Origin of the sequence: Agathobaculum sp. (assembly GCF_022775115.1) — a bacterium.
Lineage (GTDB): Bacteria > Bacillota > Clostridia > Oscillospirales > Butyricicoccaceae > Agathobaculum.
The window spans coordinates 1-20,676 of record NZ_JALFLA010000017.1 but is presented as its reverse complement, the minus strand read 5'-3'; the positions used below and the strand labels follow the sequence as shown (position 1 = coordinate 20,676).

Annotated in this window: 22 protein-coding genes, 4 tRNA genes and 1 pseudogene; 8 read left to right on the top strand and 19 right to left on the bottom strand. The window is 61.6% G+C overall.

Annotated features, from left to right (window positions below; translation table 11 throughout):
• Positions 1-284: 284 nt before the first annotated feature.
• Positions 285-361, bottom strand: a tRNA-Arg gene (locus MR935_RS02325).
• 454 nt (positions 362-815) lie between these two features.
• On the opposite strand from MR935_RS02325, the gene MR935_RS02320 reads away from it, so the two are divergent.
• Positions 816-1,412 (top strand): FMN-dependent NADH-azoreductase, encoded by a 597-nt coding sequence (locus MR935_RS02320; RefSeq protein WP_290570679.1) that lies wholly within the window; start codon positions 816-818, stop codon positions 1,410-1,412.
• A gap of 74 nt (positions 1,413-1,486) precedes the next feature.
• Here MR935_RS02320 and MR935_RS02315 read toward each other — a convergent pair.
• The 8 genes from MR935_RS02315 to MR935_RS02280 form a co-directional block, all read right to left on the bottom strand.
• Positions 1,487-1,562: transfer RNA gene (locus MR935_RS02315), tRNA-Val, on the bottom strand.
• Positions 1,563-1,565: 3 nt separating this feature from the next.
• A tRNA-Glu gene (locus MR935_RS02310) sits at positions 1,566-1,640 on the bottom strand.
• 10 nt (positions 1,641-1,650) lie between these two features.
• Positions 1,651-1,727: transfer RNA gene (locus tag MR935_RS02305), tRNA-Met, on the bottom strand.
• A gap of 95 nt (positions 1,728-1,822) precedes the next feature.
• On the bottom strand, positions 1,823-2,602 hold the full coding sequence (locus MR935_RS02300; protein ID WP_290570677.1) for a transglutaminase domain-containing protein: 780 nt from the start codon (positions 2,600-2,602) through the stop codon (positions 1,823-1,825).
• A 73-nt stretch (positions 2,603-2,675) separates the two neighbouring features.
• Positions 2,676-3,458, bottom strand: a complete 783-nt coding sequence (locus MR935_RS02295; protein ID WP_290570675.1) for a hypothetical protein — start codon at positions 3,456-3,458, stop codon at positions 2,676-2,678.
• Between the two features lie 22 nt (positions 3,459-3,480).
• Positions 3,481-4,206 carry a 16S rRNA (uracil(1498)-N(3))-methyltransferase gene (locus MR935_RS02290; RefSeq protein ID WP_290570674.1) on the bottom strand — a complete coding sequence of 242 codons (726 nt, stop codon included), beginning with the start codon at positions 4,204-4,206 and terminating at the stop codon, positions 3,481-3,483.
• A 183-nt stretch (positions 4,207-4,389) separates the two neighbouring features.
• Positions 4,390-5,079: a tetratricopeptide repeat protein gene (locus tag MR935_RS02285; protein ID WP_290570672.1), complete on the bottom strand. Its 690-nt coding sequence runs from the start codon at positions 5,077-5,079 to the stop codon at positions 4,390-4,392.
• Positions 5,080-5,228: 149 nt separating this feature from the next.
• Complete coding sequence (locus MR935_RS02280; RefSeq protein ID WP_290570670.1) at positions 5,229-5,789, bottom strand: epoxyqueuosine reductase QueH; 561 nt, start codon at positions 5,787-5,789, stop codon at positions 5,229-5,231.
• Positions 5,790-5,963: 174 nt separating this feature from the next.
• On the opposite strand from MR935_RS02280, the gene MR935_RS02275 reads away from it, so the two are divergent.
• Together MR935_RS02275 and MR935_RS02270 are read left to right on the top strand one after the other, a co-directional pair.
• A complete protein-coding gene (locus tag MR935_RS02275) occupies positions 5,964-6,812 on the top strand; it encodes an aminotransferase class IV (protein ID WP_290570669.1) in 849 nt (282 codons plus the stop codon).
• Positions 6,813-6,824: 12 nt separating this feature from the next.
• Entirely contained in the window at positions 6,825-7,682 is an 858-nt protein-coding gene (locus MR935_RS02270) for an NAD(P)/FAD-dependent oxidoreductase (protein ID WP_290570667.1), read from the top strand.
• A gap of 67 nt (positions 7,683-7,749) precedes the next feature.
• Here MR935_RS02270 and MR935_RS02265 read toward each other — a convergent pair whose 3' ends face one another.
• The 8 genes from MR935_RS02265 to MR935_RS02230 all read right to left on the bottom strand — a co-directional run bounded on the left by MR935_RS02265 (position 7,750) and on the right by MR935_RS02230 (position 14,472).
• Entirely contained in the window at positions 7,750-7,941 is a 192-nt protein-coding gene (locus MR935_RS02265) for a ferredoxin (RefSeq protein ID WP_290570666.1), read from the bottom strand.
• A 159-nt stretch (positions 7,942-8,100) separates the two neighbouring features.
• The gene (locus tag MR935_RS02260) at positions 8,101-9,690 is read right to left on the bottom strand and encodes an O-antigen ligase family protein (RefSeq protein ID WP_290570665.1); all 1,590 of its coding nucleotides are present in this window, start codon (positions 9,688-9,690) and stop codon (positions 8,101-8,103) included.
• 4 nt (positions 9,691-9,694) lie between these two features.
• On the bottom strand, positions 9,695-10,201 hold the full coding sequence (locus MR935_RS02255; RefSeq protein WP_290570663.1) for a DUF4330 domain-containing protein: 507 nt from the start codon (positions 10,199-10,201) through the stop codon (positions 9,695-9,697).
• An 81-nt stretch (positions 10,202-10,282) separates the two neighbouring features.
• A complete protein-coding gene (locus MR935_RS02250) occupies positions 10,283-10,510 on the bottom strand; it encodes a hypothetical protein (RefSeq protein ID WP_290570662.1) in 228 nt (75 codons plus the stop codon).
• 56 nt (positions 10,511-10,566) lie between these two features.
• Positions 10,567-11,460 (bottom strand): 4-(cytidine 5'-diphospho)-2-C-methyl-D-erythritol kinase, encoded by an 894-nt coding sequence (gene ispE, locus MR935_RS02245; protein ID WP_290570661.1) that lies wholly within the window; start codon positions 11,458-11,460, stop codon positions 10,567-10,569.
• 20 nt (positions 11,461-11,480) lie between these two features.
• Positions 11,481-12,278, bottom strand: coding sequence for a histidinol-phosphatase HisJ family protein (locus MR935_RS02240; RefSeq protein WP_290570660.1), 798 nt, complete (start codon positions 12,276-12,278; stop codon positions 11,481-11,483).
• A gap of 13 nt (positions 12,279-12,291) precedes the next feature.
• A complete protein-coding gene (locus MR935_RS02235) occupies positions 12,292-13,197 on the bottom strand; it encodes a CPBP family intramembrane glutamic endopeptidase (RefSeq protein ID WP_290570658.1) in 906 nt (301 codons plus the stop codon).
• Positions 13,198-13,263: 66 nt separating this feature from the next.
• The gene (locus tag MR935_RS02230; RefSeq protein WP_290570657.1) at positions 13,264-14,472 is read right to left on the bottom strand and encodes an acetate/propionate family kinase; all 1,209 of its coding nucleotides are present in this window, start codon (positions 14,470-14,472) and stop codon (positions 13,264-13,266) included.
• Between the two features lie 151 nt (positions 14,473-14,623).
• On the opposite strand from MR935_RS02230, the gene MR935_RS02225 reads away from it, so the two are divergent.
• From MR935_RS02225 to MR935_RS02210, 4 genes are all read left to right on the top strand, one after another.
• Complete coding sequence (locus MR935_RS02225) at positions 14,624-15,820, top strand: tRNA(Met) cytidine acetate ligase (protein ID WP_290570655.1); 1,197 nt, start codon at positions 14,624-14,626, stop codon at positions 15,818-15,820.
• Positions 15,821-15,932: 112 nt separating this feature from the next.
• Positions 15,933-16,280: a PadR family transcriptional regulator gene (locus MR935_RS02220; protein ID WP_290570654.1), complete on the top strand. Its 348-nt coding sequence runs from the start codon at positions 15,933-15,935 to the stop codon at positions 16,278-16,280.
• The gene (locus MR935_RS02215; RefSeq protein WP_290570652.1) at positions 16,264-16,941 is read left to right on the top strand and encodes a permease prefix domain 1-containing protein; all 678 of its coding nucleotides are present in this window, start codon (positions 16,264-16,266) and stop codon (positions 16,939-16,941) included. The genes MR935_RS02220 and MR935_RS02215 overlap by 17 nt, the downstream gene beginning before the upstream one ends.
• A gap of 60 nt (positions 16,942-17,001) precedes the next feature.
• Positions 17,002-17,745 (top strand): DUF554 domain-containing protein, encoded by a 744-nt coding sequence (locus MR935_RS02210; RefSeq protein ID WP_290570651.1) that lies wholly within the window; start codon positions 17,002-17,004, stop codon positions 17,743-17,745.
• 90 nt (positions 17,746-17,835) lie between these two features.
• On the opposite strand, the gene MR935_RS02205 is transcribed toward MR935_RS02210, so the two are convergent.
• Entirely contained in the window at positions 17,836-18,999 is a 1,164-nt protein-coding gene (locus tag MR935_RS02205; RefSeq protein WP_290570649.1) for a phosphoglycerate dehydrogenase, read from the bottom strand.
• Between the two features lie 74 nt (positions 19,000-19,073).
• Complete coding sequence (serC, locus tag MR935_RS02200) at positions 19,074-20,165, bottom strand: 3-phosphoserine/phosphohydroxythreonine transaminase (RefSeq protein WP_290570647.1); 1,092 nt, start codon at positions 20,163-20,165, stop codon at positions 19,074-19,076.
• 271 nt (positions 20,166-20,436) lie between these two features.
• Here serC and MR935_RS02195 point away from each other — a divergent pair.
• Positions 20,437-20,676 (top strand): annotated as a pseudogene (locus MR935_RS02195) (hypothetical protein); the annotation flags it as partial.

Genomic DNA, 20,676 nt, shown 5'->3' with positions numbered 1-20,676 from the left:
CGGTGCACGGCAGGCTGGACAAAGCAGAAGCCGCCCCGAAGGGCGGCAAAATTTGACGCACTGCGTCGCGCGATGGTATAATACCTGTGGACGCTGTTACATATTGGCGGTCAAGCTCACTTGTCTCCCGTTCGTCTCGCGCGGAGGGAGGTGGGGCGAATGCGGAAAAAAGCTTTTCAGCTTTTGATTTGCGCAATTATTCTGTTGCGCATTTTATCCATTATGAAACAGGCGCTTTTTTATGCAAAAAAGCCGAAGCAAGTGTACTATCACTTGCTCCGGCTTGGTACGCCCGACTGGATTCGAACCGGCGGCCTTCAGAGTCGGAGTCTGACGCTCTATCCAACTGAGCTACGGGCGCGGGTACGGTTTATAGTATAACACAGTTGTCGCGGTTTGTAAAGCGATTCTACGTCTGACTTTTTCTTTTTTGTGCAGGATTGCAACATATATTGGACAAGTGAATAAAAAAGATGAAGGATAGCAGAACATAGTATCCGAAGTCCCTCGTGCGATTGCGCGGCGAGATATGGCGCTCGCTGCTATCATAAACCACAAGACGGCTATGATACAAACTATAACCATGGCACCAAGCCAATGCTTTTGCTTCACAACCGTCTTCCATTGTGGTACAATAGCCGCGAGACGGCCATTATACCAATTATTTTATAATTATATCACCAGCGGCACATGGACAAGCGCTTTGACGCAATAAATGCTCACCGCTGTGGTATAATAGCCTCCGGGTATCAAGCGCATCGAATTGCTCGTGTAAGCCATCGTTTCTTCCAAAATCATTCAAAGGAGTGTTTTTCATGCAGATTCTTTTTGTGGACGGCTGTGTACGCGGCACGGTCTCGCGCACCCGCCGTCTTGCCACCGCCTTTCTGGACGCGCTGCGTACCCGCTGCCCTCAGGCGCGTGTTGACACAGTCGACCTCAACATCCTGCGCCCGGCCCCGCTGTTTGGCGACACGCTGGCCGCGCGTGACGCAGCCATGGGTGACTGGCAGCAGCCCTGCTTTGCGCTTGCGCGCCAGTTTCGCGCGGCCGACCTCGTTGTGTTTGCCGCACCCTTTTGGGAAGGGACCTTTCCCGCTGCGCTGCACGCCTATCTGGAGCACATCTGTGTCACCGGGCTGACCTTTGGCTACGCGGCTGACGGACGACCCGAAGGCTACTGCCGCGCCGGGCGCGCCGTATTCTTTTCGACGCGCGGCGGCATTTACTCGGCCGGCCCTGCCCGCGCGGACGATCACGCCTCAGCCTTTCTCGGCTCGATCATGCGCCTGCTCGGCATCACGCAGCTGGACACAGTGGTGGCCGAGGGACTGGACATCGCCGGCGCGGATGTGGACGCCCTGATGACCGAGGCCGAGACGCGCGCCCGCGCGCTGGCGCAGACCTTCTGAGCCGCGTTAAGGGCATCTGCCGCGCTGAAAAATAAATTATCCCGCAGAAACATCTGTCTCTGCGGGATAATTGTTGGTGGAAGTTAACGGGCTCGAACCGCTGACCCTCTGCTTGTAAGGCAGATGCTCTCCCAGCTGAGCTAAACTTCCGTATGGTGACCCGTGGGGGAATCGAACCCCCGTTACCGCCGTGAAAGGGCGGTGTCTTGACCGCTTGACCAACGGGCCAAGGGGGAAATGGTAGCGGTAATTGGACTTGAACCAATGACCTTCCGGGTATGAACCGGACGCTCTAGCCAACTAAGCTATACCGCCATATACTTTCCCTCTGTCGCCCGTTCGCTGGCGACGATAAATATTATAATACGATTTTCTTCGGTTGTCAAGCGCCTTTTTCATTTTTATCCCCGTTATTTTTCCGCGTATAGGCTGTCAAGCGCCTGTTCGTAAAATGCTTTATCCCACAGATGTGTGGCGGACAATTGCTCAGCAGTCAGCAGAAAATACCGGTCGGACACATATTCGCCCCGGTCGGGCACGGGATCGTCAAAAGTGCAGTCGATGTAATAGGTCTGCCCGTCCAGCCGCACCGCATTCCAGCCGTGGTTCATCTCCTCCGAGGCGATGTAGACCGTGCGCAGTCCGACGGCTTCGCACAGCATACCAAAGGCACGGCCATAGCCCGCGCATACGGCCCTGTGGTCGAGCAGCGCGCCGTCCGCGGCAAAGGGTGCGGTCGCGCCGTCGGGCGCGGCACTGGCGGCCGTTCGGCTGTCATAGGCGCACAGCCGCACCAGCGCGTCGTGCAGCGCGCGCAGCTTTTGCGCGTCAGTCATGCCGCCGGAAACGGTCTCGGCTGCGAGCACGGCCGCGTACTCCCGCGCCTGCCGCTGCCGCGCGGGACGGGACAGCTCGGCGCGCACCAAAGTCGTGCCGCCCGCACGGGACGAAGCGTGCAGCGAAAAGGCGTAGGGGTAGCGCGCCTCGAGCGCGCTGTACACCGCTTGCAGGTCGATCTGCGCGCTGCGGAACAGCACACCCTTGTTCTGCCCGCGCAGGTCACGCTCGAGCAGCGCGGCCGCCGCAAACGGGCTTTGCACCTGCACGGCGGTCAGCCACGGATAGGCCGCCATGAGCACGGTGGCGCATACGATCAGCAGCATTGCAAGCAGCTTGCCCGGTCGCCGCACAGGGCTTCCTCCTTTCCCCCAAAAGCAAAGCGGACGGGGATGCCGTCCGCTGGTTATGCCGGTAAAACGGCCTTTACATCAGCTTTACCGTGTAATACACCGCCGTGATGAACAGATATGCCGCCGCAATGCCCATCGCCGCGAGGGCGGCCGTCGGCATGAGCACGGCCACCGCGACCAACACGGCCATCACCACAGGCGTGACGGTCAGCATCCGATAGGCGTTGCGGCTCAAGTGCAGGTCGACCGTCTTGCCGCTCCGCTGCAATACGCCCTTTTTGCCGCGCAGCCCATACACACAGGCGATCTGCGCGATTGCCAGCACCACCGCCGCACCCAGCGCCGCGTAAGCCATCGAGCCGTAGCTGGCGGACAGGGCCGCGCGGTGCGCCACCCATATCAGGCCGGCGGCCACGCCCGCATCCACCGCGATGAGGAAAAACTCCGGCGCATAGGAGTGGTAGACCAGATAGTATACCGCCAGCGCGGGCAGCACCACATACAGCCCCTTGATCGGCTGCGTGCCAAGATAATAGACAGCCGTCATGCAGGCGATCAGCACGATGCTGACAATCAGCACATGGCGGCCGCACACGATACGCCGTGCGGCTGTGCGCTTGCCCGTGCGCTCGGACACGAGCAGCCACAAGCCCCAAAGCACGCCCACAATACCAAGGCCGAGCAGCGCGCGCACGGTCATCATGCCGGTGCGCCAAGTCGATGCGTAATCCAGCTGCCGCTGCACAAACATCAGCACCAACACGCCGAGCAGACAAACGCTGAACACGGTCAGCACCTTATTGGTCGTATATTCCTCCTCGCTGATTGGCTTTTTGCTTACATTGCTCTTCGCCAATTTGGCCCACTCCCTTTTTATCTTACATATTGCCGCCCGCATACAGAACGGCGGCAAGCGCCGCGATCGGCGCCGTTTCACACCGCAGGATGCGTCGGCCGAGCGACACGCTCGTCAGCCCGGCCTGCTTTGCGGCTGCGGCCTCCTCAGGGGCAAAGCCACCCTCCGGGCCGATCACCAGCGCGACCGTACTGCCCACGCCGCGCGACAGCGCAGCCCGCAGCCCGGTCTGCGTTTCGTTTTCATAAAAGAACAGCGCAGTCTCGCTTTGCGCCGCGCGCGTGATGGCCTCCCCGGCCGGTATGACCGGCTGCACGCGCGGCAGCCAGCCCCGTCCGCACTGGCTGGCCGCCTCCTCGGCGATACGCTGCCAGCGCGCGACCTTCTGCGCGGTCTTATCCGGACGGGAGACGCAGTTTTTAGACAGAAAGGGTACGATATCGCGCACCCCCAGCTCGACCGCCTTTTGCACGATCAGCTCCATCTTGTCCCCCTTGGGCAGCGCCATAAAAAGCGTCAGCCGCTGCTTTGGCTCGGTCTCCGACGGATGGATGGCCGTCACGCGGCAGGCGACCGCGTCCTTTTCCACCGTTTCGACCACACAGTCATAATCCTCCCCCGCGCCGTCGCACAGGGTGACGCGCTCGCCCGGGCGCAGCCGCAGCACGCGCCCCGCGTGGTGCGCGTTTTGCCCGCGCAGGGTGATGCGGCCGTTTTCCGGCCGCTCGGTGACAAAGAATCTCGGCATCTTGACAAATAACCTTTCCTATTCTAACAAAAAAAATTCTGTTTGGCAAGTGAACATTCTGTAAATCCGTTTTAACTTAATGTGTTGGTTTTGGGTATTTCAATTTTCCTTCATTAAAATAACAGAACCGGCCTTGCCTTGAACCGGCGAGGCCTGTTCAAGTGCAAAATAAACCGGAAGTTGTTACTCATGCTGGCTATCCTTAATTTCATTCAAGGTATGGGCAACTTCGTGAAATGCTTTTTGAAACCGGGCATCATCATATGTTTTATTTGCCGAATCAAGTAATTTTTCTGCCCGCTCGTATTGTTTATTCCCTATCGCTGCCAATATATCAAGCAGCGCTATATTGGCGCCATAAATGTTTCCATCCCTGTATTTCTTAAAAAGCGTTTGACTCCCATCGTATAGCGCCATTGCCTTTTCATGCTGTCCGGTTTCAAAATAGCTGATGCAGAGATTGAGACGATGAGCTGCATTTACAGCAGAACCTTTCAGATGCTTAGCAGATAATCCTTCCAGCATAGTTATTGCCATGTCAAATTGTTTTATCTCGACATATCCAGCAGCCAGATTCAACGTCAGAATATTTCGTAAATTTTTCCCTTTCGCGGTTTTGAGTAAAGCTTCTATTCCGTCGATGTATTCCTGCGGCTTTTGCTCACGCAACAGCTTTGCGATTTTTCGCATCTTATTTAGATAGACTAAGTTATAAAATACATTGATCAACACAGCCCCAATTATGATGGCCGGGGCAGCAATCCAATAACCGCGCATAAAAGCAGTCTCGTCAATCCGAAAGCTCTTTTGGAAAATTACCAGAACAAACCCTACACAAATTCCTATTGTAACTATTTTTATGACACGTTTCATCTGTTATTTTCCCTCCCTATTTCAGATTCCGATTTGCTTTTCTGTCATATTACCATATCTCTCTGCCCGCTGCGGCAATTGGTGAAACCGCCGTAGCTCAGGTCTCCCGCATTCTAACTGTAAATCCTTTTTCGCAGGCTGTCTGCGCGCTACGCGCCCGCCTCTGCCTTTTTCTTTTTGGGTCTTTTTCGGTAGCGGTCCTCCTCCGAGAATACGCAGCCGCAGTAGTTTTGCATATACAGCCCCAGCTCGCGCGCCTTGTCCTGTCCCTCGTGGAAGCGGGGCGAAAAATCACGGTGCAGGTACTGCACACCGTATTTGGCGGCGGCGCGCTCGGCCGTCTCGCGCATCAACCCCTGATTTTGATAGGGGCTGACAAACAGTGTCGAGGTGAAGCAGTCATAGCCGTGCTCGGCCGCGTAGCGCGCAGTCTCGTCAAAGCGCAGCGCGTAGCAAAAGCCGCAGCGGCGGTCAAAATCCGGGTAAACGCCCTCGATAAAGAGGCGCAGCCCGTATTCATTGTTCACCTCGAGCTTCATGCCGATGCTCTTTGCGTACTCGACCATGGTGTTTTTGCGCATCTTATATTCCTTCATCGGATGGATATTCGGGTTATACCAATACCCCACCGGCTCTATGCCCTCCTGCCGCAGCGTGTCGATGCAGACGATCGAGCACGGCGCGCAGCAGACGTGCAGCAAGGTTTTCATGAAAATCAACTCCTTTATCGCCAAAGCGGCGGCCATGCGCTTGTCCCGCTCGGCCGCAAGCCGCGCCCGTGGACGCGGTATGCTTTATTATAGCACATCCGCCCGCCCTTGCAAACCCCGCACGAAACCGTTATACTGGATACACAGACAAAGAATCGAAGGGGGATCCATCCCATGCGGGATATTGCATATTACAACGGTGTGGTCGGCGCGATCGACGAGGTGCGCGCGCCGGTCACCGATCGCGGCTTTTACTTTGGGGACGGTGTGTACGAGGCCGCCATTGCGCGCGGCGACAGGATCTTCGCGCTGGACGACCATCTTGACCGCTTTTACCGCAGTCTGGCGCTGCTGCGCATCAGCCCGCCGATGGAGCGCGGCGCACTGGCCGCACTGCTGCGCGAGCTTTGCGGCAAGGTGGACGGCGCGGACTTCCATATGCTCTATTGGCAGGCGACGCGCGGCAACGCCCACCGCCGCCACACCTTTCCCGCGGACGCGCCGCCCAGCCTGCTGATCTTTGTCGAGCCGGTGGCGCTCGACCCGGTGGACAAGCCCATGCGCCTGCTCTCGCTCGAGGATACGCGCTTTCTGCACTGTAACATCAAAACGCTCAACCTCATCCCCAACGTCATGGCGCTCCAGCAGGCCGCTGAGGCTGGCTGTGAGGAGGTCGTTTACCACCGGAACGGCCGCGTGACCGAGGGCGCGCATTCCGGCCTTGCCCTGCTGTGGGACGGCGTGTTCTGCACGCCCCCGGCGGACGAGCTGATCCTGCCCAGCGTCACCCGCCTGCACTGCTTGCAGCTCTGCGAAAAGCTGGGCATCCCGACCCGTATCGCGCCCTTTACGCTGGACGAGCTGAGAAAGGCCGACGAGGTGCTGATCCTGTCCACCGGCTCGCACTGCGTACCCGCCTGCGCGCTGGATGGCGCGCCCATCGGCGGCAAAGCGCCCGCGCTGCTGCGCAGGCTGCAGCAGGCGTATCACGATAAATTTGAAGCCGAAATCTATCAACAATAAGGAGAAATCATTATGCCTTCGATCGTTATCATCGGCGGCGGCCCGGCCGGGCTGTCCGCCGCGGTTTACGCGGCGCGCTCCAATGTGCAGACCACCGTACTGTACCGGAACGGCGGCGCGCTGGAAAAGACAGACAAAATCGAGAATTACTTCGGATTTACCGAGCCGCTCACCGGCCCCGACCTGCTTGCGCGCGGCCGCGCGCAGGCCGAGCGGCTGGGCGCGTCGCTCGTGCAGGCCGAGGTGACCGGCATCGAATACGCGGAAAAGGGCTACACCGTCAAGACCACGGCAGGCGTTTACGCGGCTGACGCGGTCATTCTGGCCACCGGTGCGCCGCGTGCTGTGCCCCTGCTGCCCGGCGTGGCGGAATTGGAAGGCCGGGGTGTCAGCTACTGCGCGGTATGCGACGCCTTCTTTTACCGGGGCAAGGCCGTCGCGGTGCTGGGCGAGGGCGAATACGCGCTCGAGGAGGCGCGCACACTGCTGCCCGTGGCCGCCTCTGTCACGCTGCTGACCGGCGGGGCAGACGCGCCCGACACACTGCCTGAGGGGCTAGCGGTCGACCGGCGGCCGCTCGCGGCCATCGTCGGCGAGGACAAGGTGCAGCGCGTCGAATTTACCGAGGGCGAGGCGCTTCCCGTCGATGGGGTGTTTATTGCCTACGGCACGGCGGGCAGCGCGGACTTTGCGCGCAAGCTCGGCGCGCAGACCGACGGCCCGCGCATCCTGACCGACGCCACCGGCGCGACCAATGTGCCCGGCATTTTTGCCGCGGGCGACTGCACGGGCGGCCTCCTACAGGTCGCCAAGGCGGTGGCCGACGGCGCGCAGACCGCGCTCGGCGCGGTCAAATATGTGCGGCGCTGATGCAAACACGGCAAGCAAAAACCCCGTCCCTTGAGACAGGGTTTTTGCTTGCAGCCATACAAGGCTACTACGCATCGGTATGGATAACCGATACCGGACAGCCGCCCGCAGCCTGCTGCGCGCCGGATTCTTCGGCGGCAGAGGCGGGCTGGTGATGAACTTCGGCAAGGCCGTCATCCGCGATGCGGAATACCGCAGGGCAGGTCATTTCGCACAGTCCGCAGGAAACGCAGCCGTCCCGGTCGATCTTGACGTTCATTAAGAACCCCCCTTTCTGCAAACAGTATGCGCAGAGTAAAAATAGAATATTACCCAAGGACAGGTTGCGGCCGCGCCCCTGTTAAGCCGCTCGGAGCCACCGGCCGCAGCCATGCCGCGACGCATCCAATCAAACGCACAGCGCGCCTATCACGCCGTGTCAGGTCTGCCGTTTTTTACGGAAATACCCCAGATACAGCACGGCCGCAGCCATGCTCCAGAAGTACGCCATCATATACGGCACCTCAAAGATATTTTCAAAATAGCAGTGCGTCAGCACGCCCATCAGCCCCGCGAACATCGAAACCGCGAGCACCCGCGTGCGGTCGTCCCCAGTCAGCCGGGTGCGACCGATCGCGCGCAGGCACCACAGCACCAGCCCGAGCAACAGGATAATGAAGAAGATAAGGCCGATGTATCCCATCTCGACCAGCGTTTTGAGGTAATAATTGTCCATATAGAAATACTCAAAAACGTCGGTCTCCTCGATGATCTTGTTCTGCATGGCCACCGCACCGCCAAAACGGCCAAGACCGAAGCCCAGCCACGGATTGGACTCGTGCAGCAGGTTCAGGCCGGTCTCCCACCGCACCATGCGGCCCGCGCGCTGGCTGGCCTCGACATAGTCCGCGGTGAACAGGTAGGTGATGCGGTTTGCGATGGATGGAATGGCCAGCAGCGCGCCCGCGCCCGCCGCGCCCATCAGCGCGATCAGACGGCGGTCAAGAAAGGCTGCGAACACCAGCACGGCCACCGCCAAGCCGCCCCACGCGCCCTTGGAAAACGTGAATATACACGACAGGCACATCATGCCGGTCGCGCACACGGCCAGCACCTTGACCCACATTCTGCGGCTGTAATACGCGATGCCCGCCACCATCGGCGCGAATAATACCAACAAGCTGCCCATGATGTTGGGGCTGCCGGTGATCGAATAGACGCGCGTGCGCACGCTCTGCTCGGTCTGCGAGACCCAGCCCGCGGGGATCGGAGCGGCGATGATATACTGATAGATGCCGTGCAGGCCGATGATGACCGCCATGGCGACCAGCGCGCCGTAAAAGATGGCAAAGTCGCGGTCATCCTCGATCAGCCTTGTGACGAGGAAGAACCAGAACAAATACTGCACGACCGCGCGGTAGCCGTCCACCGCGATGGACGGATAGGGCGAGACCGCGCACATCAAAAAGAATCCCACGCCGATGAACAGCAGCAGATAGCCGTCCACCGGGGTGCCGCGTGACTGGATGGGCGCGCGGCGCATGGCCGTGTGCCACAGCACATAGGCAAACGCGGCCAGCATCAGGCCCTCATCCCACACCGAGGCTAGCAAGCCGAGCTGTAACACGCTGCGCAGCAGATAGTCCAGCGGCAGATAGAGCGCCAGCGCGGTCAGCAGCAGGCCGCGCACACCGAAAAACCGGATGACGCGCCCGACCACCCCGCCGCCGAGAAAGCCGCTCACCGGCCGCCACACCGCAAGGCAAAGGTGGTATACGCCGCTCTGCCCGATCACGCCGCCCGCCCGCTCGACCGCGCGGCGCAGCCCGGCCAGCAGGCGCGCATAACCGCTGTTGGCCGCTGTGCAGAGCGGCGCGGCGCAAAAGCCGTCCCACAGGCGTTTGAAGACCGAGTCGGGATAGGCCTCGCGCACCTGCCGGAAAAAGCCTGCAAGCGCGCCCATGTGATACCAGGCGCGCAGCTGCAGCAGCGCCCGCACGAACGCGCTGTTTGCAAAAACCGCTCTCATCGGCTTACTCGTCCGCGATATCGACCGAGTCAATGTTGCCGGTCGTCTCAAAATCGTTGGTTTTCAGAATGAAGGTGCGTCCCGCGCGCACCTCCTGCGTGCCGATCTTGGGCGCGGGCGTATCCTTGGGCACGGTCGTCTTGATGGTGAACACTAAATCGCGCTTGGTGCTGTCGAGCGCGTCAACGATACGGCCGTCAGCTGTCGTCACCTGCTGCACATAGTCCTCGATGGTCATGCTCTCGATGGTCGCGTCCACATAGGCGTTGCCGCTGACCAGCTTTTTGCCGACCTGACTGTTGCGCTCGACCTCGCTGACGAGAAACGGCGTTGCGCCGCGCACACGGATGACCGTAGTCATCCCGACCTGCGGGCTGGCCACCTCGGCGATCTTGGGTGCGAACAGCTTATAGCCCACGCCGGCGACGACCGCGACCGCCGCCACGAGCACAAGCAGATCGACGATATTGATAAGGCCGAACAGCTTTCCTTTTTCGTTGATGAGCTTCATACACAATCCTCCGCTGATACTTATTGCGATTCTGTCTTAATTATAGCACAGCGGACGGATACGAACAAGTCTTTCTTGCCGTCAGTCTGCCGTGCGCGCCCGCCACCACTCGGCCAGCTTCCAACGGTACTCGACCGTCTGCCCGCCTGCGGACTGCGTCTGCTGCGGCGCGGCCATCTCCCGGCAGGTGACCGAAAACGCCGTGCACCACCATGCCGCCTGCGGCGCGGGCGGGTAAAACGCCGCCGTCACCAGCAGGCAAAGCGCGGTGAGCAGCGCGGCGAGCGAGGTTCTGTCCCATTTTCTCATGTAAAAAACCGCCTTCCGTCATCTGGTGTTCCCAGTATGCCCGGAAGACGGTGTGGTTATACAGTCTCGGTCAAAAAGGTGTCCGCAAAGCGGCGGCGGAGCAGCTCTGCTGCCGCGGCGGCGCGGCGCTCGTCGGCAAACAGGCCGTACACTGTCGGCCCGGAGCCGCTCATCCGCGCGCCCGCCGCGCCGTTTTCGCGCAGGCAGGCGCAGATCTCGCCGATCTCGCTGTGCTGCCGCGCGGTCACCTGCTCCATCACGTTGGACAGGCGCGCCGCCACGCCCGCCAGATCACCCTGCCCGAGCGCGGCGATCATGCCCGCCGTGTCCGGCCGGTGCGCAAGCTCCTCCGCGTCGATCTGCCGGTAGATTTCGGCCGTTGACACCGCAAAGGGCGGCTTGCACAGCACGACCCATGCATGCGGCATGGGCGGCAGGGGCGACAACCGTTCGCCGATCCCCTCGGCCAGCATCGTGCCGCCGCGCAGGCAATAGGGCACGTCCGCGCCCAGCCGCAGCCCCAGCGCGCACAGCGCGTCGTCGGTCAGCGCGGTCTGGTGCAGCGCGTTGAGCGCGCGCAGCACGGCCGCCGCGTCGGTCGAGCCACCGGCCAGCCCCGCCGCGACCGGGATGTGCTTTTCTATGTCGATCACGCACGTCTCCGGGTCGATGCCCGTCTGCTCATAGAACAGCGCGGCCGCGCGGTAGGCCAGATTGCGCGCATCTGTCGGCAGGTCGGGACGGCTGCAGGTGAGCACGATGCCGCGCGCAGGCGTCTCCCCGCGTGTCACCGTCACTGTGACCGTATCGTGCAGCGCGACCGACTGCATGACCATTTCGACCAGATGGTAGCCGTCCTCCCGCCTGCCGGTCACGTCGAGCGTCAGGTTGATCTTGGCATGCGCCTGCACGGTTTGCTGCGCGCGCGCCGCCGCTTGCTTGCTTTCCAATATGCTTCCCTCCCGGGTCATCATAGGCGCACCTGCGCCGGTTCGCGGCTGCGGAACACGGTGACGGCGGAAAACCCGGCCTCTTTGGCGTTTTTCACGCAGTCCTCCACCCCCCGGCCGACCGTATCGAGCGCGTGCGAGTCCGAGCCGATCGAGATACGTTCGCCGCCGAGGCGCTTGTATTCATACAGGATGTTCTGCGGCGGGCCGACCTTTTTCTGCCACCCCGCGATGCCCGCGGCATTCAGCTCCAGCGCGTAGCCGCGCGCGATGCACGCGCGCAGCACCTGCTCGACGCGATCCATATACTGGTCGAACGAGGGCACATAGTCCCCGTGCCGCATGACGCGCAGCGGATAATCGATATGTGCGAGCACGTCAAAGCCGCCGTGCTGCACCATAGCCAGCAGCTCATCAAAGTATTCCCGCAGGAATGCGTCACAATCCAGCCGGGCATACTCGTGGAAGTAGATATCCAGGTCGTTGGGCATGGCGTGCAGCGAGCCGATGACCATGTCCAGCTCGTGTGTGCGGACAAGCGCGTCCGCCGCCGGATCGACGTGGATCTGGCCGATCTCGATGCCGACCAGCACTTCGATCTCGTCCGCAAACTGCCGCTTGGCCGCCCACGCATCGCGCAGGCAGGCCTCGACATCCCGGTTTTCCGCCGGCTCACGGCGGCGGAAGTAATCCATATGGTCGGTCAGCCCGATGATATCCAGCCCCTGCGCGATGCAGGCGCGTACCTTGTCCGCCGTGCACTGCGGCGTTTGCGCGTCCATCGAATAATCGGTGTGCATATGCAGATCGACACGCATGGTCATCCCCCCCTTAAATCAGCACAAAATTGACCGTCAGCTGTACCAAACAGACGATGATAAACAGCGTCACGCCGGCGTTGCCCAGCACCACGCCCATCGACGGCGGACATGCGCCGTGCAGCCACACCCGCGTCCGGCGCCCGGTGATGAGCAGCGTCACGCCCACGACCGCGACGATCAACCAAAGCAGGCTATACAGCAAGCTGACCCACGGGATAAGCGGCAGCAGCGACGGCAGCCCCGAGCCGAAGAAGTTATACAGCATATGCAGCACGATAGGCGTAATCAGCCGTCCGGTGCGGTAATAGGCGTAGGCCAGCAGCAGACCGATGCCGAACGCATAGAAAAACTGCTCCAGATTGCCGTGCCACAGGCCGAAGAGCAGCGCCGAGATCAGTGCGGCCGGCCTTTCGCCGTACCGCGCCAGCCGCGCCGCGACCAGGCCGCGAAAGAGCAGTTCCTCACACACCGGCCCGAGCACGCAGGGAATGAGCAGCGTGAGCACCGGCGAAAACTGCCCGAACATCTTGAACATCTCATCGACCATGCTGACCGTCTGCCGCCCCACGAGGCGGTAGGCCAGCTCGCTCGCCGCCGAGCCGAGCAGTGAGCCGAGAATGAGCACTGCCAGACCGATAATCAGCCAGCGGCACAGCCTGCCAAGCCCGAGCGGCTGCCTGTCAAACGCGGTGCGCGGCACACGGCGGCACAGCGCATACGCCACAGGCAGCGACAGCGCGTAGTGCCCGACCAGCGCGAGCAGGTAATACACGTCGTCCCGCATCCGAAACGGCAGCAGCTCGTCCACCCACAGCAGCCCAAACTGCCACGCCGTCGCCCACAGCGTGACCAGCACCAGCGCAAACCCGATGCGGGAGCAGTATTTCCTTTCCTGCCGGATATCCATTGCTTCCATAGTCCCTCCACGCGGAAAACAGGGCAAAGCCTTGCCGCTCCGCCCTGTTTTTCGTTATCCGTTAGCTTACTTTGCCATTTCCTTTACCAGACGCTCGGTGTCCTTGGCGATCATCAGCTCCTCGTTGGTGGGGATGACCAGCACACGCACGCGCGCATAGTCGATGGAGATATCCATCTGCTTGCCGCGGTACTTGTTCTTCTCCGGGTCGATCTTGATGCCGAGATACTCCATGTGCTCGCACACGTCCCAGCGAACCGAGCGGTCGTTCTCGCCCACGCCGGCGGTGAAGATGATCGCGTCCACGCCGCCCATCTCAGCGATGTAGGAGCCGATGATCTTCTTGACCGACAGGTTGAACATGTCCTTGGCCAGCGTGGCGCGGGCGTTGCCCTCGTTGATCGCGGTGTCCAGGTCGCGGAAGTCCGAGGATACGCCCGAAATGCCCAGCATACCGGACTTCTTGTTGAGAATGGTGATGACCTGCGCGGCCGAGAGCTTCTCGTTTTCCGCAAGGAACTCGATGATCGCGGGGTCGAGGTTGCCGGCGCGCGTGCCCATGGGCAGGCCGTCCAGCGGGGTGAAGCCCATCGAGGTATCGTAGCTCTTGCCGCGGTTGATCGCGCAGATCGACGAGCCGTTGCCCAGATGGCAGGTGATCAGCTTGAGGTCTTCGAGCGGACGGCCGAGCATCTCGGCGGCCTGCTGAGAGACGTACTTGTGGCTGGTGCCATGGAAGCCGTAGCGGCGGATCTTATATTTGGTGTAATACTCGTAGGGGATGGCATACATGTAGTGTGCCTGCGGCATGGTCTGATGGAAGGCGGTGTCGAACACAGCCACCATCGGCACGTTCGGCCCCATGACCTCCTGACAGGCGCGGATGCCGATCAGGTTGGGCGGGTTGTGCAGCGGCGCCAGCGGCACGCAATCCTCAATCGCCTTGATGACCTTTTCGGTGATGATGCAGCTGTCCGAGAAGAACTCGCCGCCGTGCACCACGCGGTGACCGACCGCGTCGATCTCGCTCATCGAGGAAATGACGCCCTTTTCGGGGTCGAGCAGGATGTCGATAACGGCCTTGATCGCCTCGGAGTGGGTCCCCATCGGCGTGTGAATGGTATACTTCTCCTCCGACTTGTTGCCCGTGTGGGTGAGCACGCCGTCAATACCGATGCGCTCGCACAGGCCCTTTGCCATGACGTTGTTCGCCGCGGTATCAAGCAGCTGATACTTCAGCGAGGAACTGCCGGCGTTGATAACCAGAACTTTCATTTTCAAAACTCCCTCGTGCCTATATTAGCGGCTTGCGCAAAGCCGCGAGTGCCGATATAATAGATGGGTATCTTTATATTACACGATTTCCCTTAATTGCACAAGTGAAAAATTCATTGTGTAGTAAATTTGTATTCTTTAAGGAGCGCCTATGAACATCTGCGGCATTGTTGCCGAATACAACCCCTTTCACGCGGGACACGCGCATCATCTGGCCGAAACAAGGCGCATTTTGGGGGAAGACACCGCCATCGTGTGTGCGATGAGCGGCAATTATGTCCAGCGCGGCGATCTGGCTGTGCTGGAAAAATATACCCGCGCCGAGGCTGCGGCCCGCTGCGGCGCCGACCTTGTGCTGGAAACGCCGCTCTCGGCCTGTCTGTGGTCGGCTGCGGGCTTTGCGCGGGGCGCGGTGTCGCTGCTCAAAGCGCTCGGCTGCGTTACTCACCTTTCCTTTGGCGCGGAGCAGGCCGACCTGCCGCTGCTGCGCCGCGCCGCCCGGCTGGCGGGCGCGTCCGCCGGGGCGCTGCGGCGGGGGCTTGCCGCCGGGCTGCCCTACGCGGCGGCCATGCAGCAGGCTGTGTGCGCAGTCGACCCCACGGCCGGCGCGCTGCTGGCCGCGCCAAACAACACGCTCGCGGTCGAATACCTGTGCGCGCTGGACGCGCTGGACAGCGCCATCGAGCCGGTCGCGGTGGCGCGCAAGGGCAGCGCGCACGACAGTGACGCGCCCACAGACGGCCTGCCCTCGGCCTCCTATCTGCGCAGGCTGATTGCCGCCGGGCAAACTGCGGAATGCCGCCCGCTGATGCCCGCGGCCTCCTATGCGGTGCTGGCGCGCGCCATGCAGGACGGCACAGCGCCGGTCGTGCGCGGCGCAGTCGATCAGGCGCTTGTCGCCCATCTGCGGCGGCTGACAGCCGACGAGCTGACCCGCTACTGCGGCAGCGATGGCCTGCAAAACCGCCTTGCGGACGCCATCCGCGACAATGTTACCTTTGCCGCCATCTGCGCCGCCGCGCAGACCCGGCGCTATCCGCTCGCCCGAGTGCGCCGTGCGCTGCTGCGCGCTTGGCTCGACCTGCCGCAATCCGTACCGCCCGACGCCGCGTATGTGCGGGTGCTGGCCGTCGGCGCGCGCGGGCGCGCCGTGCTGCGCCGCATGAAGCAGCGCTGCGCGCTGCCGGTCATCATCAAGCCGGTTACAGAAAAGCGGCTGCCCGCCGCGCTCGCTCCCGCGCTGCGCCGGGACGCGCTGGCCGACGACCTGTATGCCCTTGCCTACCCTGCGCCCGCGCGGCGCACCGGCGGGGGGCATTTTCGGCAAACGCCCTACTGCGTCAAGTAGCGCCGCGCCGCCGCCCCGCGGGCGGCGGATTTTTTTCGTGTTAATTACTTGACTTGACGTAGTAATCCTGCTATGATATTACTACGATAGATGGAGTAAGCGAGGTGAGTGCATGTTCGGAAGCGACGTGATGCGCGGCTACAACGATATGCTCATCCTGTGCCTGCTGACCGAGGGCGACAGCTACGGCTATGCCGTCTCACATGAGATCGAGCGCCGCAGCGGCGGCCAGTATCCGATCAAGGAGACGACGCTGTATTCGGCCTTCGGGCGGCTGGAAAAGCAGGGGTATATCGCGCCCTATCAGGGCAGCGAAACGCAAGGCCGTCCGCGCACTTATTACACCATCACGGACGACGGCCGCCGCGCCTATGCCGCCAAATGCGGTGAGTGGCGGGCGCTCAAGACCGTGATCGACCGGTTTGCAAAGGAGGAAATGACAGATGGAAACGATCCGTAACTATGTTGAAGCGCTGTTTGCCACGCTGCCGCAAAACGACGAGGTGCTGCGGCTGAAAAGCGAGCTGCTGGTCGGACTGGAGGACAAATTCAGCGCCCTGTTGGCTGAGGGCAAGAGCGAAGCCGAAGCCACCGGCCATGTGCTGGCCTCGGTCGGCTCGGTGGACGAGCTGCGCGCTGAGCTTGGCCTGCCGGCGCAGGACGCGCCGCCCGAACCCCCGCCGAATCCCCCGGTTTCCGCCGCGCTGGCCGAGGAATACCACGCCTTTCAGGCCAAAATGGGCGCGGGAGCCGCTGCCGCGATCGCGCTGTTCCTGCTGGCACCCGCGTTCTATCCGCTGGTCGAGCAGCTTTGGGGCAAAAGCCTTGCGATTGTGCTGTTCTTTTTGCTGATCGCGGGCGGCGCGGCAATCCTTACCCTGTTCGGCGTGCGCGCAGGCTATTACAAGGAGCTGCTCGGCATACGCCCGGCAAGCAAGCAAACCGGCCGCCTGACCCGGCTATTCGCCTGCGTCGCGTTCCCGGCGGCACTGCTCCTCTACCTGCTGCTCGGCTTTTTCCTTGGTATGTGGAAGACGGGCTGGCTGGTGTTTGGCGCTGCCTCTGTGGTGGTCTGCGCGGTGTACGCGGTCGAGGAATACCGCCGACAGGACAAGGATTGACTTTCTCCCCTCTTTTGTACTATAATACGTTAGCATAGTACACAGAAGGAGTGTTTTCCCATGGTCGGATTGGGGACCATCGTCAACATCGGCACGGTTTTGGCCGGTACCACCGTCGGCCTGCTGCTCAAAAACGGCCTGCCTGGGCGGTTTGAGCGCACGATCACGCAGGCGCTTGGCCTGTGCACGTTTTTCATCGGCATCGGCGGCGCGGTCAGCGGGCTGGTGACCGTTTCGGGCGGCGCGCTCGGCACGCAGCATACCATGCTGCTCGTGCTGTGCATGATGCTGGGCGCGCTTATCGGCGAGGCGCTCGACATCGAGCGGCGGCTGGCCGGTCTCGGCGCATGGTGTCAGGCGCGCTTTGCGGGCGGGGAGGACAGCCGGTTTGTCGAGGGCTTTGTCACCGCCTCGCTGCTGTTCTGCGTCGGGGCGATGGCCATTGTCGGCTCGCTGGAGGACGGCCTGAACGGCGACCCCACCATTCTGGTGGCCAAGGCCATTTTGGACGGCGTGGCCGCCATCGTGTTCGCCGCCTCGCTCGGCAAGGGGGTGTACCTCTCTGTGCTGGCGCTCGGGGTTTATCAGGGCGGCATCACGCTGCTGGCCGGCGCGATCCGCCCGTGGCTGTCCGACGCGCTCATCAGCCAAATCTCGTGCATCGGCTCAGTGCTGATCTTCGCGCTCGGCTTCAACCTGATGTTCGATAAAAAGGTAAAGGTCGGCAATCTGCTGCCGGCCATGTTCCTGCCCATTGTGTTTTACTTCCTTGGCCGGTTCTGGCCGGCGCTGGGCGCGCTGTAAAACCGGGAACTATACCAAAACGGGCGTATACAACAAAAACGAGCGGCGCGGGGACGATGTCCCTGCGCCGCTCGCGGCTGTTTTGCTGTGTTATTGCAGTCCCTCGATCGCGCGAACCGAGATCATACCCTCGATCGCGCGCAGCTCCTCGAGGTTGGCCTCGGTCGGGGCTTCGGCGGTGTCGATAATGGTATAGGCATAGTCGCCCTTGGAGCGGTTGCCCATGTTCTCGATATTGCAGCGCACGGCGGTCGTGATCGCGTTGATCATGTTCGGGATGTTCTTGTGGATCAGGCAGACGCGGTGGCCGCCCTCATACGGCACCTTGAGGTTGGGGAAGTTGACCGAATTGCGGATCGTGCCCTTTTCGAGATACTCTGTGATCTCGAACACGGCCATTTTGGCGCAGTTGTCCTCGCTCTCGGGCGTGGAAGCGCCAAGGTGGGGCAGCGTGATGGCGTTCGGCTGGGCGAGGATGCAGTCCGACGCAAAATCGGACACATACGCCGCGACCTTGCCGCTTTCAAGCGCGGCGGCCATGGCCTGCTCGTCTACCAGCTCGCCGCGGGCGAGGTTGACCACGCGCACGCCGTCCTGCATCTTGGCGATGGCGGCAGCGTCGATGGTGTTCCGGGTGTCCTTGTTGAGCGGCACATGGATGGTGATATAATCGCAGCCCGCCAGCAGCTCGTCAAGCTCGGTGACGTGCTTGACCGCGCGGGAGAGCGACAGCGCGCCGTCCACCGACAGGAAGGGGTCGTAGCCCCAGACCTCCATATCCAGACCGACGGCCGCGTTGGCCACCTTGACGCCGATCGCGCCCAGACCGATCACGCCCAGGCGCTTGCCCGCGATCTCCGGCCCGGCATAGGTGGCCTTGCCCTTTTCGGCCGCGGGACCGATATCAGGCGTGCCCGCGAGCGAGCTGACCCAGTTCGCGCCCTGCACGATCTTGCGCGAGGCCAGCAGCAGCGCGCAGATGACCAGCTCCTTGACCGCGTTGGCGTTGGCGCCCGGGGTGTTGAACACCACGATGCCCTCCTCGGCGCAGCGGTCGACCGGGATGTTGTTCACGCCCGCGCCCGCGCGCGCGATGCACTTGAGCCCCTTGGGAAACTGCACCTCGTGCAGCTTGGCCGAGCGCACGAGCACCGCGTCGTACTGGTCAAAGTCCTCTGAGCAGGCGTACTTGGCAGGGTCGAGCTTTTCCAGCCCGACGGGCGAGATTTTATTATAAAGCTTTACGTTATACATGGGGGAGTCCTCCTTTTGCGCATGGCGGCGGGCTGTGCCGCCCGGCCGCCTGATGAAAGCGTGATTCCGGCCTGTCAGCCGTTCTCCGCCGCAAACTTCTTCATAAAGCCGATCAGGTGCTCGACGCCCTCGACCGGCATGGCGTTGTAGATCGAGGCGCGCATACCGCCGACCGAGCGGTGTCCCTTGAGGTTGCTCATGCCCGCCGCTGCGGACTCCTTGGCGAACTTGGCGTCCAGCTCCTCGCTGCCCGTGCGGAAGGTGACGTTCATGTGCGAACGGCTGGCCTTCTCCGCGACCGGCTGGTAGAACGCCTGCCCGTCCAGATAGTCATACAGCATGGACGCGCGCTTTTCGGCCAAGCGCTGCATGGCCTCGACACCGCCCTGCGCCTCGACCCACTCGAGCACCAGCCCGAGGATGTAGATGCCGTAGGTCGGCGGGGTGTTGTACATCGACTCCTTATCCGCCATGGTCTTCCAGTCCAGCATGACCGGGTACTTATCCAGCGGGTAGCCGCCCAGCAGATCGTCCCGCACGATGACGACGGTCACGCCTGCGGGGCCCATGTTCTTCTGCGCGCCCGCGTAGATCACGCCGTACTTGGCAACGTCGACCGGCTTGGACAGGATGTTCGAGGACATATCGGCCACCAGCGGCACGCCCGCCGGGGTCTCGGGATCGTACTGGTACTCTGTGCCGTAGATGGTGTTGTTGGCGCAGATGTAGAAGTAGTCCGCGTCGGGGCGGATATCCAGCTCGTTCTGGGTGGGCACGCGGTCGAAGCCGCTCTCCTTGGAGGAGAAGGCCAGATGGATATCGCCGAACTTCTTCGCTTCTTTATAGGCGTTGTTGGCAAAGTTGCCGGTCAGCGCGTAGTCGGCCTTGCCGGTCTTCATCAGGTTCATCGGGATGGCGGCGAACTGGGTCGTCGCGCCGCCCTGCAAAAACAGCACCTTGTAGTTGTCGGGGATGGAGAGCACGCGGCGCAGCGCGGCCTCAGTTTCCTTGATGATGCCGTCATATACCTTCGAGCGGTGACTCATCTCCATGACCGACATGCCTGAGCCCTTGTAGTTGAGCATTTCGGCGGCGGCGCGCTCGAGCACGGGCGCCGGCAGCATAGAGGGGCCGGCGGAAAAGTTGTAGATACGATTGTCTGCCATAGTGATGTTACCTGCCTTTCAATTTTCAAGCAAAGCTGCTCCCCCGCCACAGCAAAGGGAGCGCAATATCCATTATAATATATGCCGCACCGCTTTACTACGGGAAAAGGGAACAAAATTCTCCCCTGTAAAAACAAGCAACTGCACATTCTGGACAGCAGCCGCACCTTTTCCCCGGCGGCGGAAACCTTGCATTTCCGCCGCTTTCCGTGCTATAATAAGGTAACGCTGCGGCATTTTGCGCCGCGCGCAACGCAAAGGGAGGTGCGCCATGCCCCGCCGCAAGCTGCCCGGCCAGCGTCCTCCGCTGACCCACCGGCAGATCAACCGCCTGCTGCCGTTTACCAACGCGCCGCTGTTTCACGCGCTACAATTGCTCGCCACGGGCGATTCGGCGCGCTTTCACATGCCCGGCCACAAGGGAAGGCCGGTGTTCAACACCTTTGCCGAGGTGTTCTCCATTGATTTTACCGAGACCTACGGCACAGGCAACCTCTATCTGGGCGACGGG